At 38.8% G+C, this 16,171-nt stretch carries 17 protein-coding genes; 13 read left to right on the forward strand and 4 right to left on the reverse strand.

All coding sequences use genetic code 11. The features are described 5' to 3' along the window. The first annotated feature begins 162 nt into the window (after window positions 1-162). The 6 genes from rsxD (at window position 163) to A6E04_RS07875 (ending at window position 4,200) form a co-directional block, all read left to right on the forward strand. Window positions 163-1,218 carry an electron transport complex subunit RsxD gene (gene rsxD, locus A6E04_RS07850; protein WP_023603781.1) on the forward strand — a complete coding sequence of 352 codons (1,056 nt, stop codon included), beginning with the start codon at window positions 163-165 and terminating at the stop codon, window positions 1,216-1,218. Between the two features lie 3 nt (window positions 1,219-1,221). Then, the gene (rsxG, locus tag A6E04_RS07855) at window positions 1,222-1,854 is read left to right on the forward strand and encodes an electron transport complex subunit RsxG (RefSeq protein ID WP_017022005.1); all 633 of its coding nucleotides are present in this window, start codon (window positions 1,222-1,224) and stop codon (window positions 1,852-1,854) included. After that, window positions 1,854-2,540, forward strand: a complete 687-nt coding sequence (locus tag A6E04_RS07860; protein ID WP_017022006.1) for an electron transport complex subunit E — start codon at window positions 1,854-1,856, stop codon at window positions 2,538-2,540. Before rsxG ends, A6E04_RS07860 begins: the two co-directional genes overlap by 1 nt. A 17-nt stretch (window positions 2,541-2,557) precedes the next feature. Beyond that, window positions 2,558-3,193 (forward strand): endonuclease III, encoded by a 636-nt coding sequence (gene nth, locus A6E04_RS07865; protein WP_012550441.1) that lies wholly within the window; start codon window positions 2,558-2,560, stop codon window positions 3,191-3,193. Between the two features lie 36 nt (window positions 3,194-3,229). Next, window positions 3,230-3,646: a lactoylglutathione lyase gene (gene gloA / locus A6E04_RS07870; protein ID WP_017022007.1), complete on the forward strand. Its 417-nt coding sequence runs from the start codon at window positions 3,230-3,232 to the stop codon at window positions 3,644-3,646. A gap of 119 nt (window positions 3,647-3,765) precedes the next feature. Beyond that, window positions 3,766-4,200, forward strand: coding sequence for a DUF2753 domain-containing protein (locus A6E04_RS07875; RefSeq protein WP_017022008.1), 435 nt, complete (start codon window positions 3,766-3,768; stop codon window positions 4,198-4,200). Between the two features lie 38 nt (window positions 4,201-4,238). Here A6E04_RS07875 and motY read toward each other — a convergent pair whose 3' ends face one another. Beyond that, on the reverse strand, window positions 4,239-5,117 hold the full coding sequence (motY, locus tag A6E04_RS07880) for a flagellar protein MotY (protein ID WP_017022009.1): 879 nt from the start codon (window positions 5,115-5,117) through the stop codon (window positions 4,239-4,241). Between the two features lie 200 nt (window positions 5,118-5,317). Between motY and rnt the strand changes: the two genes are divergently transcribed. The 3 genes from rnt to A6E04_RS07895 all read left to right on the forward strand — a co-directional run bounded on the left by rnt (window position 5,318) and on the right by A6E04_RS07895 (window position 8,828). Then, window positions 5,318-5,983 (forward strand): ribonuclease T, encoded by a 666-nt coding sequence (gene rnt / locus A6E04_RS07885; protein ID WP_012550437.1) that lies wholly within the window; start codon window positions 5,318-5,320, stop codon window positions 5,981-5,983. A 47-nt stretch (window positions 5,984-6,030) separates the two neighbouring features. Then, window positions 6,031-7,359, forward strand: coding sequence for a Na+/H+ antiporter family protein (locus A6E04_RS07890; RefSeq protein WP_017022010.1), 1,329 nt, complete (start codon window positions 6,031-6,033; stop codon window positions 7,357-7,359). A 170-nt stretch (window positions 7,360-7,529) separates the two neighbouring features. Beyond that, window positions 7,530-8,828 carry a response regulator gene (locus tag A6E04_RS07895; protein ID WP_065610785.1) on the forward strand — a complete coding sequence of 433 codons (1,299 nt, stop codon included), beginning with the start codon at window positions 7,530-7,532 and terminating at the stop codon, window positions 8,826-8,828. 102 nt (window positions 8,829-8,930) lie between these two features. Here A6E04_RS07895 and grxD read toward each other — a convergent pair whose 3' ends face one another. After that, window positions 8,931-9,266, reverse strand: a complete 336-nt coding sequence (gene grxD / locus A6E04_RS07900) for a Grx4 family monothiol glutaredoxin (RefSeq protein ID WP_012550434.1) — start codon at window positions 9,264-9,266, stop codon at window positions 8,931-8,933. A 235-nt stretch (window positions 9,267-9,501) separates the two neighbouring features. Between grxD and sodB the strand changes: the two genes are divergently transcribed. From sodB to A6E04_RS07915, 3 genes are all read left to right on the forward strand, one after another. Beyond that, window positions 9,502-10,086 (forward strand): superoxide dismutase [Fe], encoded by a 585-nt coding sequence (gene sodB, locus A6E04_RS07905; protein ID WP_012550433.1) that lies wholly within the window; start codon window positions 9,502-9,504, stop codon window positions 10,084-10,086. A gap of 209 nt (window positions 10,087-10,295) precedes the next feature. Further along, window positions 10,296-10,802, forward strand: a complete 507-nt coding sequence (locus A6E04_RS07910; RefSeq protein WP_017022012.1) for a VC2046/SO_2500 family protein — start codon at window positions 10,296-10,298, stop codon at window positions 10,800-10,802. A gap of 262 nt (window positions 10,803-11,064) precedes the next feature. Further along, window positions 11,065-11,736 (forward strand): SDR family oxidoreductase, encoded by a 672-nt coding sequence (locus A6E04_RS07915; protein WP_017022013.1) that lies wholly within the window; start codon window positions 11,065-11,067, stop codon window positions 11,734-11,736. Between the two features lie 130 nt (window positions 11,737-11,866). Here the strand turns inward: A6E04_RS07915 and adhE are convergent, their stop codons facing one another. Continuing rightward, on the reverse strand, window positions 11,867-14,518 hold the full coding sequence (adhE, locus tag A6E04_RS07920; RefSeq protein WP_017022014.1) for a bifunctional acetaldehyde-CoA/alcohol dehydrogenase: 2,652 nt from the start codon (window positions 14,516-14,518) through the stop codon (window positions 11,867-11,869). Between the two features lie 576 nt (window positions 14,519-15,094). On the opposite strand from adhE, the gene A6E04_RS07925 reads away from it, so the two are divergent. Next, window positions 15,095-15,943 (forward strand): ion transporter, encoded by an 849-nt coding sequence (locus A6E04_RS07925; RefSeq protein WP_017022015.1) that lies wholly within the window; start codon window positions 15,095-15,097, stop codon window positions 15,941-15,943. A gap of 15 nt (window positions 15,944-15,958) precedes the next feature. Here A6E04_RS07925 and A6E04_RS21125 read toward each other — a convergent pair whose 3' ends face one another. After that, complete coding sequence (locus A6E04_RS21125) at window positions 15,959-16,108, reverse strand: hypothetical protein (protein WP_023603786.1); 150 nt, start codon at window positions 16,106-16,108, stop codon at window positions 15,959-15,961. Window positions 16,109-16,171: the final 63 nt, after the last annotated feature.

Raw genomic sequence — 16,171 nt, forward strand, 5'->3', positions numbered from 1 at the left:
CGCTCCTTCATCAAACGCTGAAACTGAAACAAAACCAGAATCAACAGATGAAGAACTGGCTCTAATAGACGATCCCAAAAAAGCAGCTGTTGCAGCCGCTATTTCTCGTGCTAAAGCTCGCAAAGCAGCACAACAAATTGAAAAAAATAAGGAAGAGTAACAGTGGCCTTTTTTATCACTAGCTCACCACACGCTCACAGTAAAAAGAGCACTCAAACCATGATGAAAATGGTCGCACTCGCGACTATTCCTGGTTTACTAGCTCAAACCTACTTCTTTGGCTGGGGGACATTACTTCAAGTTCTTCTCGCTATTATTACCGCTATTTTGGCAGAAGCGTTCGTTTTAAAATGCAGAAGAAGACCTTTAGCGCCATACTTAAAAGATAATAGTGCTTTATTAACCGGCTTATTATTAGCTCTGGCCATTCCACCTCTTTCCCCATGGTGGCTCACTGTTATTGGTGTGTTTTTTGCCATTGTGATAGCGAAACATCTGTATGGTGGATTAGGTCAGAATCTATTTAATCCAGCAATGGCTGCTTATGTTGTTCTTTTGATTTCATTTCCAGTTCAAATGACCACTTGGTTGCCAGCAAAAGAATTGTTAGTTGAGCACATTAGTTTCATGGATTCTGTTTGGTTAATCTTTCATGGCTTAAGTCAAGATGGGTTCTCTGTACATCAACTAACGATGAACGTTGATGGAATGACAATGGCTACGCCATTAGATACAGTAAAAACAGGATTAAAAGCAGGCTTAACCACCAATGAAATTCTATCTGCACCTATATTTAATGGCTTTGCAGGATTAGGGTGGCTATGGGTTAACGTTGGTTTCTTATTGGGAGGACTATTTCTTCTGCAACAACGTCTTATTCATTGGCACATACCTGTCAGTTTCTTAGCCAGTTTATTTATCGTAAGTTCTTTGTTCGCAGTATTCTCACCAGATACAACGACATCACCAATCTTCAATCTATTCTCTGGTGCGACAATGTTAGGTGCTTTCTTTATTGCAACGGATCCCGTTTCTGCTGCGACCACAAACAAAGGCCGTTTATATTATGGCGCTTTAATTGGACTATTGGTTTATATGATCCGCTCTTGGGGAGGCTTCCCGGATGGCGTTGCTTTTGCCGTTCTATTGGCAAACATGTGTGTCCCCCTTATTGATTATTACACTAAACCAAGAACTTACGGCCATAAGAAAGGATAAAACATGCTTACTATAATGAAAAAAAGCAGCCTTGTTTTGGCTCTGTTTGCGATTGCAGCTACCTCTTTAGTAACGATTACTTATGCGTTAACTAAAGATCAAATTGCTTATCAACAACAGCAGCAATTGCTATCTGTTCTTAATCAAGTTGTACCAAAAGAACAGCACGATAACGAATTATTTAAAGCCTGTACTCTTGTGAATAATATTGATGCTTTAGGGACAGATACCCCAATGCCTATTTATTTAGCAAGCATGAATGGCAAGCATACTGGAGCGGCGATTGAAGCCATTGCTCCTGATGGCTACAGCGGTGCAATAAAGATCATTGTTGGTGTTGATTCAGACTCGATGGTAACAGGGGTTCGCGTATTATCTCATCAAGAAACACCTGGATTAGGCGATAAAATAGATACTAGAATCACTCGATGGGTTGATGGTTTTCTAGGTAAGACCGTAGATTCTGCTGACGACAGCAGTTGGGCTGTTCAAAAAGATGGTGGGCAATTCGACCAATTCACAGGGGCAACCATTACACCGCGAGCCGTAGTGAAAGCCGTGAAAAGAGCGGTTTGGTTCTATAAAACACATCAAGACGAGCTACAAACTCTCCCACTTAATTGCGAGGTGAAATAATGGCAACTCATAAAGAATTAATCAAAAATGGGTTATGGGATAACAACCCCGCCTTAGTCCAATTACTTGGTCTATGCCCATTATTAGCCGTCTCTGCAACAGTAACCAATGCATTAGGGTTAGGAATTGCAACAACGTTAGTTCTGATTGGATCAAACTTAATCGTTTCTTTAGTCCGACAATGGATCCCACAAGAAGTCCGTATTCCTGTGTTTGTTATGATCATTGCCTCTTTAGTTACCTGTGTTCAATTATTAATGAATGCTTATGCTTATGGCTTATATCTCTCATTAGGTATTTTCATTCCATTAATCGTTACCAACTGTATTATCATTGGTCGAGCCGAAGCCTTTGCTTCTAAAAATGATCCATTACCTGCCGCTCTCGATGGGTTATGGATGGGGCTAGGCATGACGTCCGTACTTGTTTTATTAGGTGCAATGCGTGAGATTCTTGGTAATGGCACTTTATTTGACGGTGCCGATTTACTTCTTGGCGATTGGGCTACCACCTTGCGAATTGAGCTATTTCATGTTGATAGCCATTTCTTACTTGCAATGCTTCCCCCTGGTGCTTTTCTTGGTGTTGGATTTTTAATTGCTATCAAGAATATCATTGATAAGAAACTGGCCGATCGTCAACCAAAACAAGAAAAAACGGAAATTGAACGCGCTCGCGTCTCTTAAAGGGAATAGATACTACGATGAACAATGTCAAACGACTCGAAATTTTAACGCGTTTACGTGCAGAGAACCCAAAGCCAGAGACTGAACTCGAATGGTCCAGCCCATTTGAGTTACTCATTGCCGTATTATTATCAGCTCAAGCGACAGATGTTAGCGTTAACAAGGCCACGCGTAAACTCTACCCAATAGCAAACACCCCTCAAGCTATTTTAGATTTAGGGGTTGATGGACTTAAAACCTACATAAAAACCATTGGATTATTTAATACCAAAGCAGAAAACGTCATTAAAACATGTCGTATGCTGATTGAATTACATGACAGTGTCATTCCTGAAGATCAAGATGCATTAGAGGCCCTCCCTGGAGTTGGCCACAAAACAGCAAATGTCGTTCTTAATACCGCTTTTGGTTGGCCAACCATTGCCGTTGATACTCATATTTATCGTGTATCGAATCGAACAAAATTGGCAATGGGTAAAACAGTTAACGACGTTGAAAAAAAATTACTCAAAGTCGTACCAAAAGAATTTAAGTTGGATGTTCATCACTGGTTAATTCTACATGGACGCTATACCTGTATCGCTCGAAAACCTCGTTGCGGCAGTTGCCTTATTGAAGATTTATGTGAGTTTTCTGAAAAAACAGAAAGCTAGAAAAACAGCAAATAAAAATAATACTAGGAGCAATAAATGGCTAATGGACGTATTTTACACACGATGATCCGTGTCGGTAATTTAGAAGACTCAATTGCATTTTATACTAAAGTAATGGGCATGGATCTTCTTCGTAAAAACACAAACGAAGAATACAAATATACTCTCGCATTTCTTGGCTACGGGGACGAATCTCAAGGTGCAGTAATTGAGTTAACCTACAATTGGGGAACTGAAGAGTATGATATGGGGACTGCTTTTGGTCATATCGCGATTGGTGTCGATGATGTCTATGAGACATGTGATGTCATAAAAGCCGCAGGTGGTAATGTTACTCGCGAAGCAGGTCCAGTAAAAGGCGGTTCTACTCACATCGCGTTTGTTAAAGATCCTGATGGCTACATGATTGAATTAATCCAAAACAAAAGCGCATCAGCAGGTCTAGAAGGCTAATCACTTTCTAATTTATAAAACCTGCGATCTAGGCAGGTTTTTTTATACCCAACGCTTTTAATGATAATAATTCTCAATTAGAATAAGAGCTATTAAAATGGAATCGTTGAGGATACGCTATGATTGAACTTTGGGAAAAACACACCATACTCGCTGAACAATCTTTTAAAAATGAAGACTTTTGGCGAACAATTTTACATTATCAGCAGGCTTATGCTATTTCTGAAGAATTGAGTAAAAGAAGCGAGGGCAGCCTTGCTGATAAAACAACTATCTCTATTATTTCATGTCATAACTTAGCGCAGTTTTGGCGAAGTCAAAATGATAACCAATTCGAATTGAAATATTTACAGATTGCCTCAGAAAAAGCACTGACTCTTGTCCCTCAGTGCCCTCGCAGTGATTGTGAATCTTTTATCTCGAATTTAGGCTGCTGTAAAAATGCGCTTTTAGACTTTATGAAACGCCATCCCAACCCTGCTATTGCTCGACATATTCAACATATTGACCACACAGTTCAATGTGAACTTATTGCAAGCTTTAAACTGCAATAAAAAAGGCGCCTAAATTAGACGCCTTACATTATTTATATTTAGAGAATCGTTCGACCTAATGAGATAACTACTCTTCGGTTTTTATTCTTACCGATTGGTGTTGAGTTATCGGCAATTGGACGGCGTTCACCATAAGAATGCACTCGGATCCTGTCTGCAGGTAGTCCTATTGATTCAAAATAATTCTGAAGTTTCACAGCGCGTCTTTCTGATACTTGTTGATTCACATTTTTTGCGCCACTTGAATCGGTATAAGTAGCAACCAGCACCAAATCAACATCCTTTGTGTATTTAATAAAATCGGCAATTTGTGCTAAACGCTTTTTCGACGCTTTATTTAATTCATCACTGTTTTTATCAAAATGAAGGATCGTAAACGAAATATCTTCAAAGCTGTAAGGTAATAAATTTGCAATACACATGCTAAATACATTGTATTGCTCTTGGAATAAGACAGGAGACAACCCCACCTCAACAATTTGCTTCGGACTTTGCCAATCGGCATAAGTGAATGTAGGAAAACGCCCATTATCCAATTCAGCAAGCATTGACCATGCCGTCGAACCGCCAACATAACCATCAAACTGTTTAAAGAATTTTAAGTTTGTCATGGTATCGGCGCTGTCGCCTGGCATCCAACGAGCAGGCATTGACACTAAACTAACAGAACGAGTTTCTCCCATTGGGCGATTCATCTTTAGTTCAAAATCCAAATTCATCTTTTTATTTGCATAGGCAGAGAACTCTGCATTGCCATAATTCGGAATATTATGAGATAAACGGCACTCTAATGGTGAGTTTTCCAGCATTGCCCATTTAGATTGCTCTGGTTTCGCAACGTAATTTTTATTTGCCAATACAGGAGTTGCAATCAATGTACTCATTAGTAGCGCTGAAGTAAGGAGTGTTTTTTTCATAATACCTAAATCTATGGGTCATGCCGTTGACGATAGTTATTACAAAGCAAAAACTGGACCAATAATAAGTGCTATAAGCCAGCAACGAATGAAATAAAGACTTCATCGTCAAAAATATATCCATATCACACCTTATTTGCAGTTTTTATGCTACGGATAATCTGCAATAATAGCGGCAACATTTTCTTACGTACCGAATAATGAGCGAAGTAGAATTACATAATCAACTGAAACAGCGTTTTCGAGGCTATTTTCCAGTCGTTATTGACGTTGAAACAGCAGGTTTTAACTCAAAAACAGATGCACTTCTTGAGATCTGTGCGGTGACATTAGCAATGGATGATGAGGGTTACTTAAAACCCGCGACGACAATCCATTTTCATGTAACTCCGTTTGAAGGCGCAAACCTTGAACAAGAAGCATTGGATTTCATCGGTATTCGTGACCCATTCAGCCCTTTACGTGGTGCAGTAACAGAAGATGTGGCTTTAAAAGAAATTTTTAAACTCATTCGTAAAGAGCAAAAACAGCATGATTGCCGACGCGCTATCATGGTGGCTCATAATGCCAATTTTGATCACAGCTTTGTAATGGAAGCCGCTGAACGAACAAAATTAAAACGCATTCCTTTTCATCCATTCTGTACTTTTGATACTGCCGCAATCAGTGGCTTAGCTCTTGGTCAAACCGTATTAGCGAAAGCGTGTAAAACGGCTGGAATGGATTTTGACGGAAAAGAAGCACACTCAGCCCTTTATGATACGGAAAAAACAGCGGAACTGTTCTGCCATATCGTAAATAAATGGAAAGATCTTGGTGGTTGGCCTCTAGCGCCAGAACCAGAAAATGATACTAATAATAAATAACTGGCTACTTTACTAACAACACAATATTTACAGGGAAACTAAACAAAATGAATCCAATCATTCTTTCTGTTTCAGTAATGCTTATCCTCGCTTTGCTTAGAGTTAACGTTGTCGTTGCCTTAACGTTCAGTGCACTAATCGGTGGATTAGTAGGTGGTTTATCATTATCTGATACAATTGCTGCGTTCGAAGGTGGTTTAGGCGGAGGCGCTACCATTGCATTAAGTTATGCAATGCTAGGCGCTTTTGCTGTTGCCATTTCAAAATCAGGTGTGACTGATTTACTCGCCCACAGTGTAATAAAACGCATTAATGGCCAAGAAAACTTGCACGCTGCCACAGGCCTAAAATACCTTTTACTTTGCTTAATTTTATTGATCACTATTTCATCTCAAAACGTGGTACCTGTACACATCGCGTTTATTCCAATTTTGATCCCGCCTCTAATTCAAGTATTTAATAAACTAAAACTTGATCGTCGATTAATTGCTTGTGTATTAACCTTTGGCCTTGTTACTCCATACATGATTCTTCCTGTTGGCTTTGGCGGCATTTTTCTAAACAATATTCTTTTAAAAAACCTGCATGATAACAACCTAGATGTTGTTGCAAGCCAAGTTCCTCTTGCTATGGCTTTACCTGCTTTAGGCATGGTAACGGGTCTTCTTATTGCTGTTTTTATCTCTTATCGTAAACCTCGTACGTATGCCGATATTGATAATGAAGAAATGCAAGCGCAAAACAAAACACCGGTCTTTAACAAACGTCATATCCAAATATCAATTGTCGCTATTATAGCGGCTCTTTCTGTTCAATTAGCGACAGGATCAATGATTGTTGGTGCTTTAGCTGGTTTCATGGTGTTTACTTTTGGTGGTGTTATCGCTTGGAAAGAAACACAAGATGTATTTACTCGTGGTGTTCATATGATGGCTATGATTGGTTTTATTATGATTTCTGCTGCCGGTTTTGCAGCCGTAATGAAGGCAACTGGCGGAGTAGAAACACTGGTACAAGCCTTATCTACGAGTATTGGGGATAACAAACCGCTAGCCGCTCTACTGATGCTAATTGTTGGTTTATTAGTGACAATGGGCATCGGCTCATCGTTCTCTACTATCCCAATTATTGCTACTATTTACGTACCTCTTGCCGTCGCCTTTGGATTCTCCCCAATGGCCACTATTGCCTTAGTGGGTACTGCGGCAGCACTGGGTGATGCTGGTTCTCCGGCATCAGACTCTACGTTGGGCCCAACATCTGGTCTTAATGCTGATGGTCAACATGAACACGTATGGGAAACCGTCGTTCCCACGTTCTTACACTACAACTTGCCATTAATCGCTTTTGGTTGGTTAGCAGCAATGACCTTATAATAAACAATACACTTGATGAATAATTAATGTGTAATACTAAAAACGGCAGTAATATCTGCCGTTTTTTTGTATTAAGATCATAAAATTATTTCTTCCTTCCCTTTCTTTACCCTATATTTCCCATAACTATTGCTATACTCTGCCACTCTTTAAAATCACCTATCATTCTCATGAAATTAATTAAGCTCTCTTCTTTTCTCATTATCGATGACAGTAGCGTTATTCAAAACGCCATTCGAGCCTTATTAAGTCGTATAGGTGTTCCAACTAATAACATCGCTTGTTGCCCCACCGCTGGTGCCGCCGTTGGTAATTGTAAACGTCAAAAGTATGATGTTCTCTTTGTTGATCATAATTTAGGCCATGGCAGCACTGGTTTACAGATGCTAGAACAACTGCGTCTATTAAAACTGATTAATGACAACACGCTAGTCTATATAGTCACAGGTAATGAAGATCCTCAGATAGAGTTAGCCTATACTGACTATTCTCCGTCTAAATATATACAAAAGCCCATACGCCCAGAAGAAATCATCAACGTCATTAATAGTGATTTAATTAAACGTCAATTTGCAATGGCGATGATTGGAGCTTATACAAAGCAAGGATTAGCCGGTGTAAAACCACTGATTTTTAAGTCACCAAACAAAATCATTCTACAAACAGCCATGCTAAAACTTGCAAATCGATTAATTAAAGTTAACCGTTTATCGGAAGCATTGAGTGTAAACAAGGCCTTAATATCCATTGTAAAAGAGTCTGTTGAAGCCGATATTCAACGCGCTGAAATATGTATTGCACAGGTCGATTATAATTCTGCAAACCAGTTACTCGATACTCTATTACAACAAAATGAAAGTCATTTAAAATTGCTGGATTTAAAAGCAGAGATCGCCTTTAACACCGATAATATTGCTCTCGCCACCCGTTATTGGAAAAAAGCATTTGAACTAGCTCCTTATTCTTATATGCGATTTAGCTACTTAATTTGGTCTCTTCTTGCAAAGGGAGATCGCTATGATGCCTTTGATTTACTGACAAAATATGCGTATCTCTTGCCCCACTCCGCTTTTGATTCCGCCGGCAGAAGAGCCTTAACCGCTTGGGCTGATATGCATGTCGCACCCGAGGACATTCTGCAAGAATGGTCACCAGAGAGCTCATGGCAACGTGTTAGTGCAAAACTAAAAGGCCGATTAAGAGGAATACCAAGTATTGCAGCCCAGCGCGCGTTATCTGCATTATGGCAGCTCAAAATGAATCGTTACGGTGAAGCAAATCGTCTTATATCTGACATTCAGCTGTTTGATATTACTGATTATGAAACCGCTTATATCGTTTATCTCGTGTATTGTGAGATGAAATTAGATGATGAGAAAAAAATAATTGAAGACAAATGGTTGGCGAAGCTAAGACAGGGAAAAAGCATTCTTGCGAAATTACAAACGTTAGTGTTCGAGAAAGCATAACAAACAACAGCAATGAAAAAAGCCACTTATCTCTACAATAAGTGGCTTTTTTATACGATAAATATAAATAAAGTTAATTATCTATATTCACTTAAAGATGATTTACTCAGCTTCAGGTGCGTTACGTTGTGCAGCTTCTTGAACCAACGGCTTTAGTTCGCCTTTTTGGAACATTTCAAGAATAATGTCACAACCGCCAACTAATTCGCCTTCAACCCAAAGTTGTGGGAATGTTGGCCATTGTGCATAAGCTGGAAGCTCTGCACGAATATCTGGATTTAGTAGGATATCTACGTAAGCAAATTTCTCACCACAGTTCATTAAAGCTTGAGATGCTTGAGATGAAAAACCACAGCTTGGTAGCTTAGGTGAGCCTTTCATGTATAGAATAATGTGATTTTCAGCGATTTGTTGTTTAATTTTATCGATAGTTTCCATTGTATCCTCTAATGGGTCGACACTAAGTTGTATCCATTCTACTTCTTATATCATCAGAAAAAAATACCTAATATTTGTGGTGGTATTATTTATTGAAAAATCGCCACTTTTTCTTTTAATAAAATCAAAACTTGCTAGAATCAAATCGAAGTCAGATAAAGCTCTACGTTTAATAGAGCACATATTTTTGGAATTTAGTGAGGCGTAGACCTCTTATTAAATGGAGACATGAGCAATGTCATTTGAATTACCAGCTCTACCGTTCGCAAAAGACGCATTAGAACCACATATCTCAGCTGAGACTTTAGATTACCACCACGGCAAACACCACAACACTTATGTGGTTAAGCTTAATGGTCTTATCCCAGGGACTGAATTTGAAGGCAAGACTCTAGAAGAGATCATCAAAACTTCTACTGGCGGTGTTTTTAACAACGCAGCTCAAATTTGGAACCACACATTCTACTGGAACTGCCTAGCTCCAAACGCTGGCGGCCAACCAACAGGCGCTGTAGCTGCTGCAATCGATGCTGCATTTGGTTCTTTCGAAGAATTCAAAGCAAAATTCACAGATTCAGCAATCAACAACTTTGGTTCTTCTTGGACTTGGCTTGTTAAAAATGCTGACGGCTCTCTAGCTATCGTTAATACATCTAACGCGGCAACACCGCTAACAGATGAAGGCGTAACGCCACTACTAACTGTTGATCTATGGGAACATGCTTACTACATCGATTTCCGTAACGTTCGTCCTGATTACATGGGTGCGTTCTGGTCTCTAGTTAACTGGTCTTTCGTAGAAGAAAACCTAGCTAAGTAAATCTCTCATTTGAATAACCATTTCTATAATGGCTAATATCAAATCAAAAAGGTCAGTATTTATACTGACCTTTTTTTATTACTCCAATTTACGGTAACACTTTGCCCTTTCAATAAAATAATTTTAAAAAACGGCAATTTATTTCCTAAAAACACTAAAGATTTTCAATTCTTTTCCGATAAGTATTTATCATCAAGAGGAATTGATTCATGAAAGTACATACTTTAGATAAAGCAGAACTAATCAGTGAAATCCAATACGGCTCAAACCTAAACCATGCAATGGAAGCGGGTCGTCGTGCAGATTTTGCCTTAATGATGTCTTTATTATCTAATGACTTACGTGAAAACACACCCGTTGAAAAAATTGATGAAAAAAAACTAACCGAAGAACTACTACGTCAGCGTTTTCAATTGGCTGATGCCCAAATACTTCGCAGCAACGAAGAAAGCTACTCTCGTTCAGCCTCTCAAGCTCATCAGTTTCATAATGGTGGATTAGCAAGTGCTAAGCTGCAACATGGCCTAGCACCCGATGCAATGGCTTACATGCCCCAAGATACCTGTAACTTACCAGAAGACGTATACCACAACCTATCTGGTCACCAACGACGCCAGTTAGAAAGTGGAAATGAAATATTTAACGCGATCCCTCAAGATCTATACAACGAATTAGTCACAGCAAAGCGTCATTCAGAGATGAATGTATACGTATAGCTTAGCGATTTAAGTAATTAAACATCAACCTTAACTACTTATTTGTTCGCTCACTTCCCTTTACTTTTCTTTCTTTTCTAAATTTATTCTCTTCCATCTTCACTCTAAAATTTTGTGATTCAGTGCATAATTCCTATGGTTACTTATAAAAAAATCACATTTTTGGCCGGACTTCACAGCAGATATTAAATTTCTATCCCATTATTAGAGCATTCATTTACATTCATTAAAGTAATGAATAATACTCCGGGGAAAGAATAAAATGAAAATTGAGCACTCAACTATTCTAATCACATCAGCTGGTAATACGATGGGGAGAGCCATTTCCTGTCACTTTGCCGCACTAGGTGCTCATCTTATTATTGCGGATTCAAACCTAAGTGATTTAGATAAAACTCATCAAATTTGCTCTGAACTTGGCACTGATGTCGTTAGCTACCAATTAAAAGATGAAAGCACAGACAGTATTAGACACCTATTCCATGCTATCGATGAAGAATTTGACTCAGGAATTGACGTTCTCATAAATAACTATATTGATGTCACTTTACCCAGCTTATTCGATACTCAAACTAATGACAGTCCACTATTATTAACCAAACTCGCTTCCACTTTATTTAATTATGGGCAATTTGCAGCTCAGAATATGCGAAAACATAAAAAAGAAGGCGTTATCATCAATCTTGGGCATCATCAGAATGTCAACCAACCTTGTAGTTTAGATAACTCAAAAGCGTTATTAACTGGGTTAACAAAAAGTTGGGCTAAAGAGCTTAACCCTTTCAATATCCGAGTCGGAGGAGTCACACCTCGCTTATTTAATAAAGTGTCAGCTCATACCGTTAACCTCATCAATCAAGAATTAATCAAAAATACAGAATATATCGTAGAAAATGATTACTTCAATGGTCGAATTCTCGAAGCAACCGCTTAATTATTCAACGTTTAAAATTACCCATAATTTTTCTTTAGGCATAAAAAAACCACCTTTAAATAGGTGGTTTTTTTATTAGTCAGGTACTTTCAAAATACGGGAGAAAATACCTTAACTTATTAGCATCGAATTATTTCTTTGCTTTTTTCGCTTTTACTGCTTCTTTCACTTCTGGTGCGTCCATTACGTCAGCGTAAGCCGTACCGTAGTAAGAAGCGATTAATACTTCTTTAAGTTCTTTGATCAATGGGTAACGTGGGTTAGCACCAGTACATTGGTCATCAAATGCATCTTCAGCTAATTTGTCTACTTTAGCCATGAACTCAGCTTCGTTAACGCCAGCGGCTTGAATTGACAGTGGGATATCCAATGCAATTTTCAGCTCTTCTAACCAGTTAAGTAACGCATTAACTTTCGTTTCAGTATTACCATCACGGTAACCTAAATGCTCTGCAATTTCAGCGTAACGAGCACGTGCTTTAGGACGGTCGTACTGAGAGAATGCCGCTTGTTTAGTTGGGTTGTTAGTCGCATTAAAACGAACCGTATTCGAGATTAATAACGCATTAGCAAGACCGTGTGGAATGTGGAATTCAGCGCCTAATTTATGCGCCATTGAGTGACACACACCTAGGAAAGACTGCGCAAAAGACATACCCGCGATAGTTGCTGCATTGTGAACTTTCTCACGTGCGATTGGATCTTTCTTACCGTTAGCGTAAGAGCTTGGTAAGTACTCTTTAAGCATCTTAAGTGATTGCAGAGCGTGACCATCTGAGTATTCGTTTGCAAGAACAGAAACATAAGCTTCTAATGCGTGCGTTACTGCATCGTAACCACCGAATGCACATAAAGACTTAGGCATATCCATTACAAGGTTAGCATCAACAACTGCCATATTTGGTGTTAGTTCGTAATCTGCTAATGGGTATTTTTGACCTGTTTTTTCATCGGTTACAACAGCGAATGGGGTAACTTCAGAACCAGTACCTGAAGTAGTTGTAATACATACTAGTTCAGCTTTTTGGCCCATTTTAGGGAACTTGTAAATACGTTTACGGATATCCATAAAGCGCATAGATAAGTCTTCGAAATCAGTTTCTGGATGTTCGTACATCACCCACATGATTTTCGCAGCATCCATTGGTGAACCACCACCAACCGCTAAGATAACATCAGGTTGGTAGCTTGCACATGCTTCTGCACCCGCTTTAACTACTGCTAATGTTGGATCCGCTTCTACTTCATGGAACACTTCAACTTCCATGCCTTTCTCTTTCAAGATTGAGCGTAGGTCATCGATGTAACCGTTGTTGAATAAGAAACGGTCAGTAACGATTAGTGCACGTTTTTTACCTTCAAGATCGCTCATTGCAATTGGCAAACAGCCGCGACGGAAGTAGATAGATTTTGGTAGTTTATGCCACAACATATTTTCTGCTCGCTTAGCTACAATTTTCTTGTTGATAAGGTGCTTAGGACCTACGTTTTCAGAGATAGCGTTACCACCCCAAGAACCACAACCTAGTGTTAATGAAGGAGCCAATTCGAAGTTGTAAAGGTCACCAATACCACCTTGAGATGCTGGCGTGTTTACAAGAATACGAGCTGTTTTCATTTTGTCACCGAAGTACGCAATACGCTCTTCGTTGTTATCTTGGTCTGTGTAAAGTACTGACGTATGACCAACACCGCCTATATCTAATACGATACCTGCTTGACGCACAGCATCTTCAAAGTCTTTCGCTTTGAATAAACCTAATGTAGGAGATAGTTTTTCATGAGCAAATTCGTCATCCCATGAAGCTTCTAAGCCTTCACCGATAAGAATTTTAGTAGAAGTAGGTACTTTAACATTTGCTAGCTCAGCGATTTTGTATGCTGGTTGGCCAACGATGTTAGCGTTAAGTGCGCCATCAATAAGTAGTACTTTACGTACTTTATTTGCGTCTTCTTTGCTTAGGATAACAGCGCCGTATTTAGCGAAACGAGCTTTAACTTCGTCGTAGATTGACTCAACAACAATTGCAGCTTGCTCAGAAGCACAAATAACACCGTTATCGAATGTTTTAGACATTAAGATAGAAGAAACAGCACGTTTGATATCAGCAGTTTCATCGATAACTACAGGCGTATTACCCGCACCAACACCGATTGCTGGTTTACCTGATGAATAAGCCGCTTTCACCATGCCTGGACCACCAGTAGCAAGGATCATGTTGATGTTATCATGTTTCATTAGTGCGTTTGATAGCTCAACAGATGGTTGGTCAATCCAACCAATGATGTCTTTTGGTGCGCCAGCTTTAATTGCAGCTTCTAATACGACTTTAGCTGCGTAGTTAGTTGCATTTTTAGCGCGTGGGTGCGGCGAGAAGATACAGCCGTTACGTGTTTTAAGACAGATTAGTGCTTTAAATATTGCTGTAGAAGTAGGGTTTGTCGTTGGAACGATTGCACAAACAATACCTAGAGGTTCAGCAATAGTAATCGTGCCGCCTTCATCGTTACGGTCGATGATGCCACACGTTAGCTCGTCTTTGTATTTATTGTAAATGAACTCAGAAGCAAAATGGTTTTTGATTACTTTGTCTTCCATGATACCCATGCCAGACTCTTCTGCTGCCATTTTTGCAAGCTCGATACGAGCCGTTGAAGCAGCTAGAGACGCAGCACGAAATATTGTATCAACTTGCTCTTGTGAAAAGCTTGCAAATTCTTGTTGCGCCGCTTTAACACGTGCTACTAGAGCATCAAGTTCAGCTAAATTAGTTACAGGCATATTGTTTCTCCAAAAAATAAAACTATAAAATTCATTAAAAACTATTTAGTAAGGATCCTGCGTTACATCCTTTCTTGCATCTAAGCTTAATCGTTTAAATCGATTACCTTGCTTTACATTCTTAGTAAATTGCTTTCAAAACTGATTATATTCTTTCACAATTTTAAAAGTATTGATTCAGATCAGTTCTGAGAATTTATTTACCACTTTCGTTGTACCCCTAACGGGTGTCACATAAAAAACACGTTCTATATCACATAATTAGATTCAACAATGATGATGGTCAAAAAGAAACCTGATGACGAAACCATAATCAACAAAAAACCAAACTGTAATAAACTTTCACATTAGAGGCTTTAAATGACAAAATAAGGTGAAAAAAGCGTGCTACTAAAGAGTAGTATAAGTCCGGTTCTATTCACATCATTAATCCCTCAAATAACTTGTCCTAGATCACTTTATGCTTATATTTTTATGTATTAACCGTTATGGGGATCTTCCCTATTTCAAAGTTCTACTGGAGAGAGTGGCCTTTTTTGATTATTCTGGAGTGATGATAAGACTTGGCACTTAACGATGAATAATAAGAGTATTAAACATTACCTCTACATTACTATTTTTGGAACTCATACAAAGGGGGGTCGAGCTTTTGACATTGGATTGATATGTTTAATTCTAGCTTCTCAGGCAACCTTAATTTTAGACTCAATGGCATCAGTTAAAGCTGAGTATGGTGAACTATTATGGACATTGGAATATATCTTCACTGCATTTTTCACGCTTGAATATTTGTTACGTCTTTATTGCTCACCAAAACCGGCTTCTTACGCTAAAAGCTTTTATGGCATTATTGATGTATTGGCTATTTTACCTACTTACCTAGCTCTCTTTTTCCCAAGTGCGAGTTATATTGCCATTATTCGTCTTTTACGTGTAATGAGAATATTTAGAGTCTTAAAACTGGTTCGATACTTACAAGACTCAAACATACTTTTGCGTTCATTGTTAATGGCAAAAAGAAAAATTCTGATCTTCTTTAGCACCGTTGCTATTTTAGTCTCTGTTTTTGGTTCATTAATGTTTGTTATTGAAGGGCCAAATAATGGGTTTACGAGTATTCCCCAAAGTATTTATTGGGCTATCGTGACCATTACAACCGTCGGCTATGGTGATTTAGTTCCGCACACTGCGTTAGGTAAAGCGGTGGCTTCATTAACGATGTTATTAGGTTATTCAATATTAGCGGTACCAACAGGAATAATTACAGCAGAATTAAATCAAGAGATGAATGCACATCGAGATCTTGTGCGTTGTCCAAATTGCGTTAAAGGTGGGCATGAATCAGATGCGATGCACTGTAAGCATTGTGGAAGTAAACTACCTGAGCCTCAGGAAAGAATAGTAAGACCAAATCAAAATAGATAGAAAATAGAGTTAAGATTATTCAGTATAAAGGACAAGTGTACTTTGAGACACATTTGGAGCCGTATCGCTTCCTAAGAATTTTGGTGCCGCAATTATAGCAAGAAGTATAAAAACAGCAGCAAATGCCGCGCACTTAGTTAAGACTTGTCCTTTCGTATTTTTCATTAGATGATTCTATTCATAGATTTAGTTGTCGACAATATACTCAATTATAAGCCTAGCTAACGT

It is taken from the genome of Aliivibrio logei (assembly GCF_001691055.1).
GTDB classification, from domain to species: domain Bacteria; phylum Pseudomonadota; class Gammaproteobacteria; order Enterobacterales; family Vibrionaceae; genus Aliivibrio; species Aliivibrio salmonicida.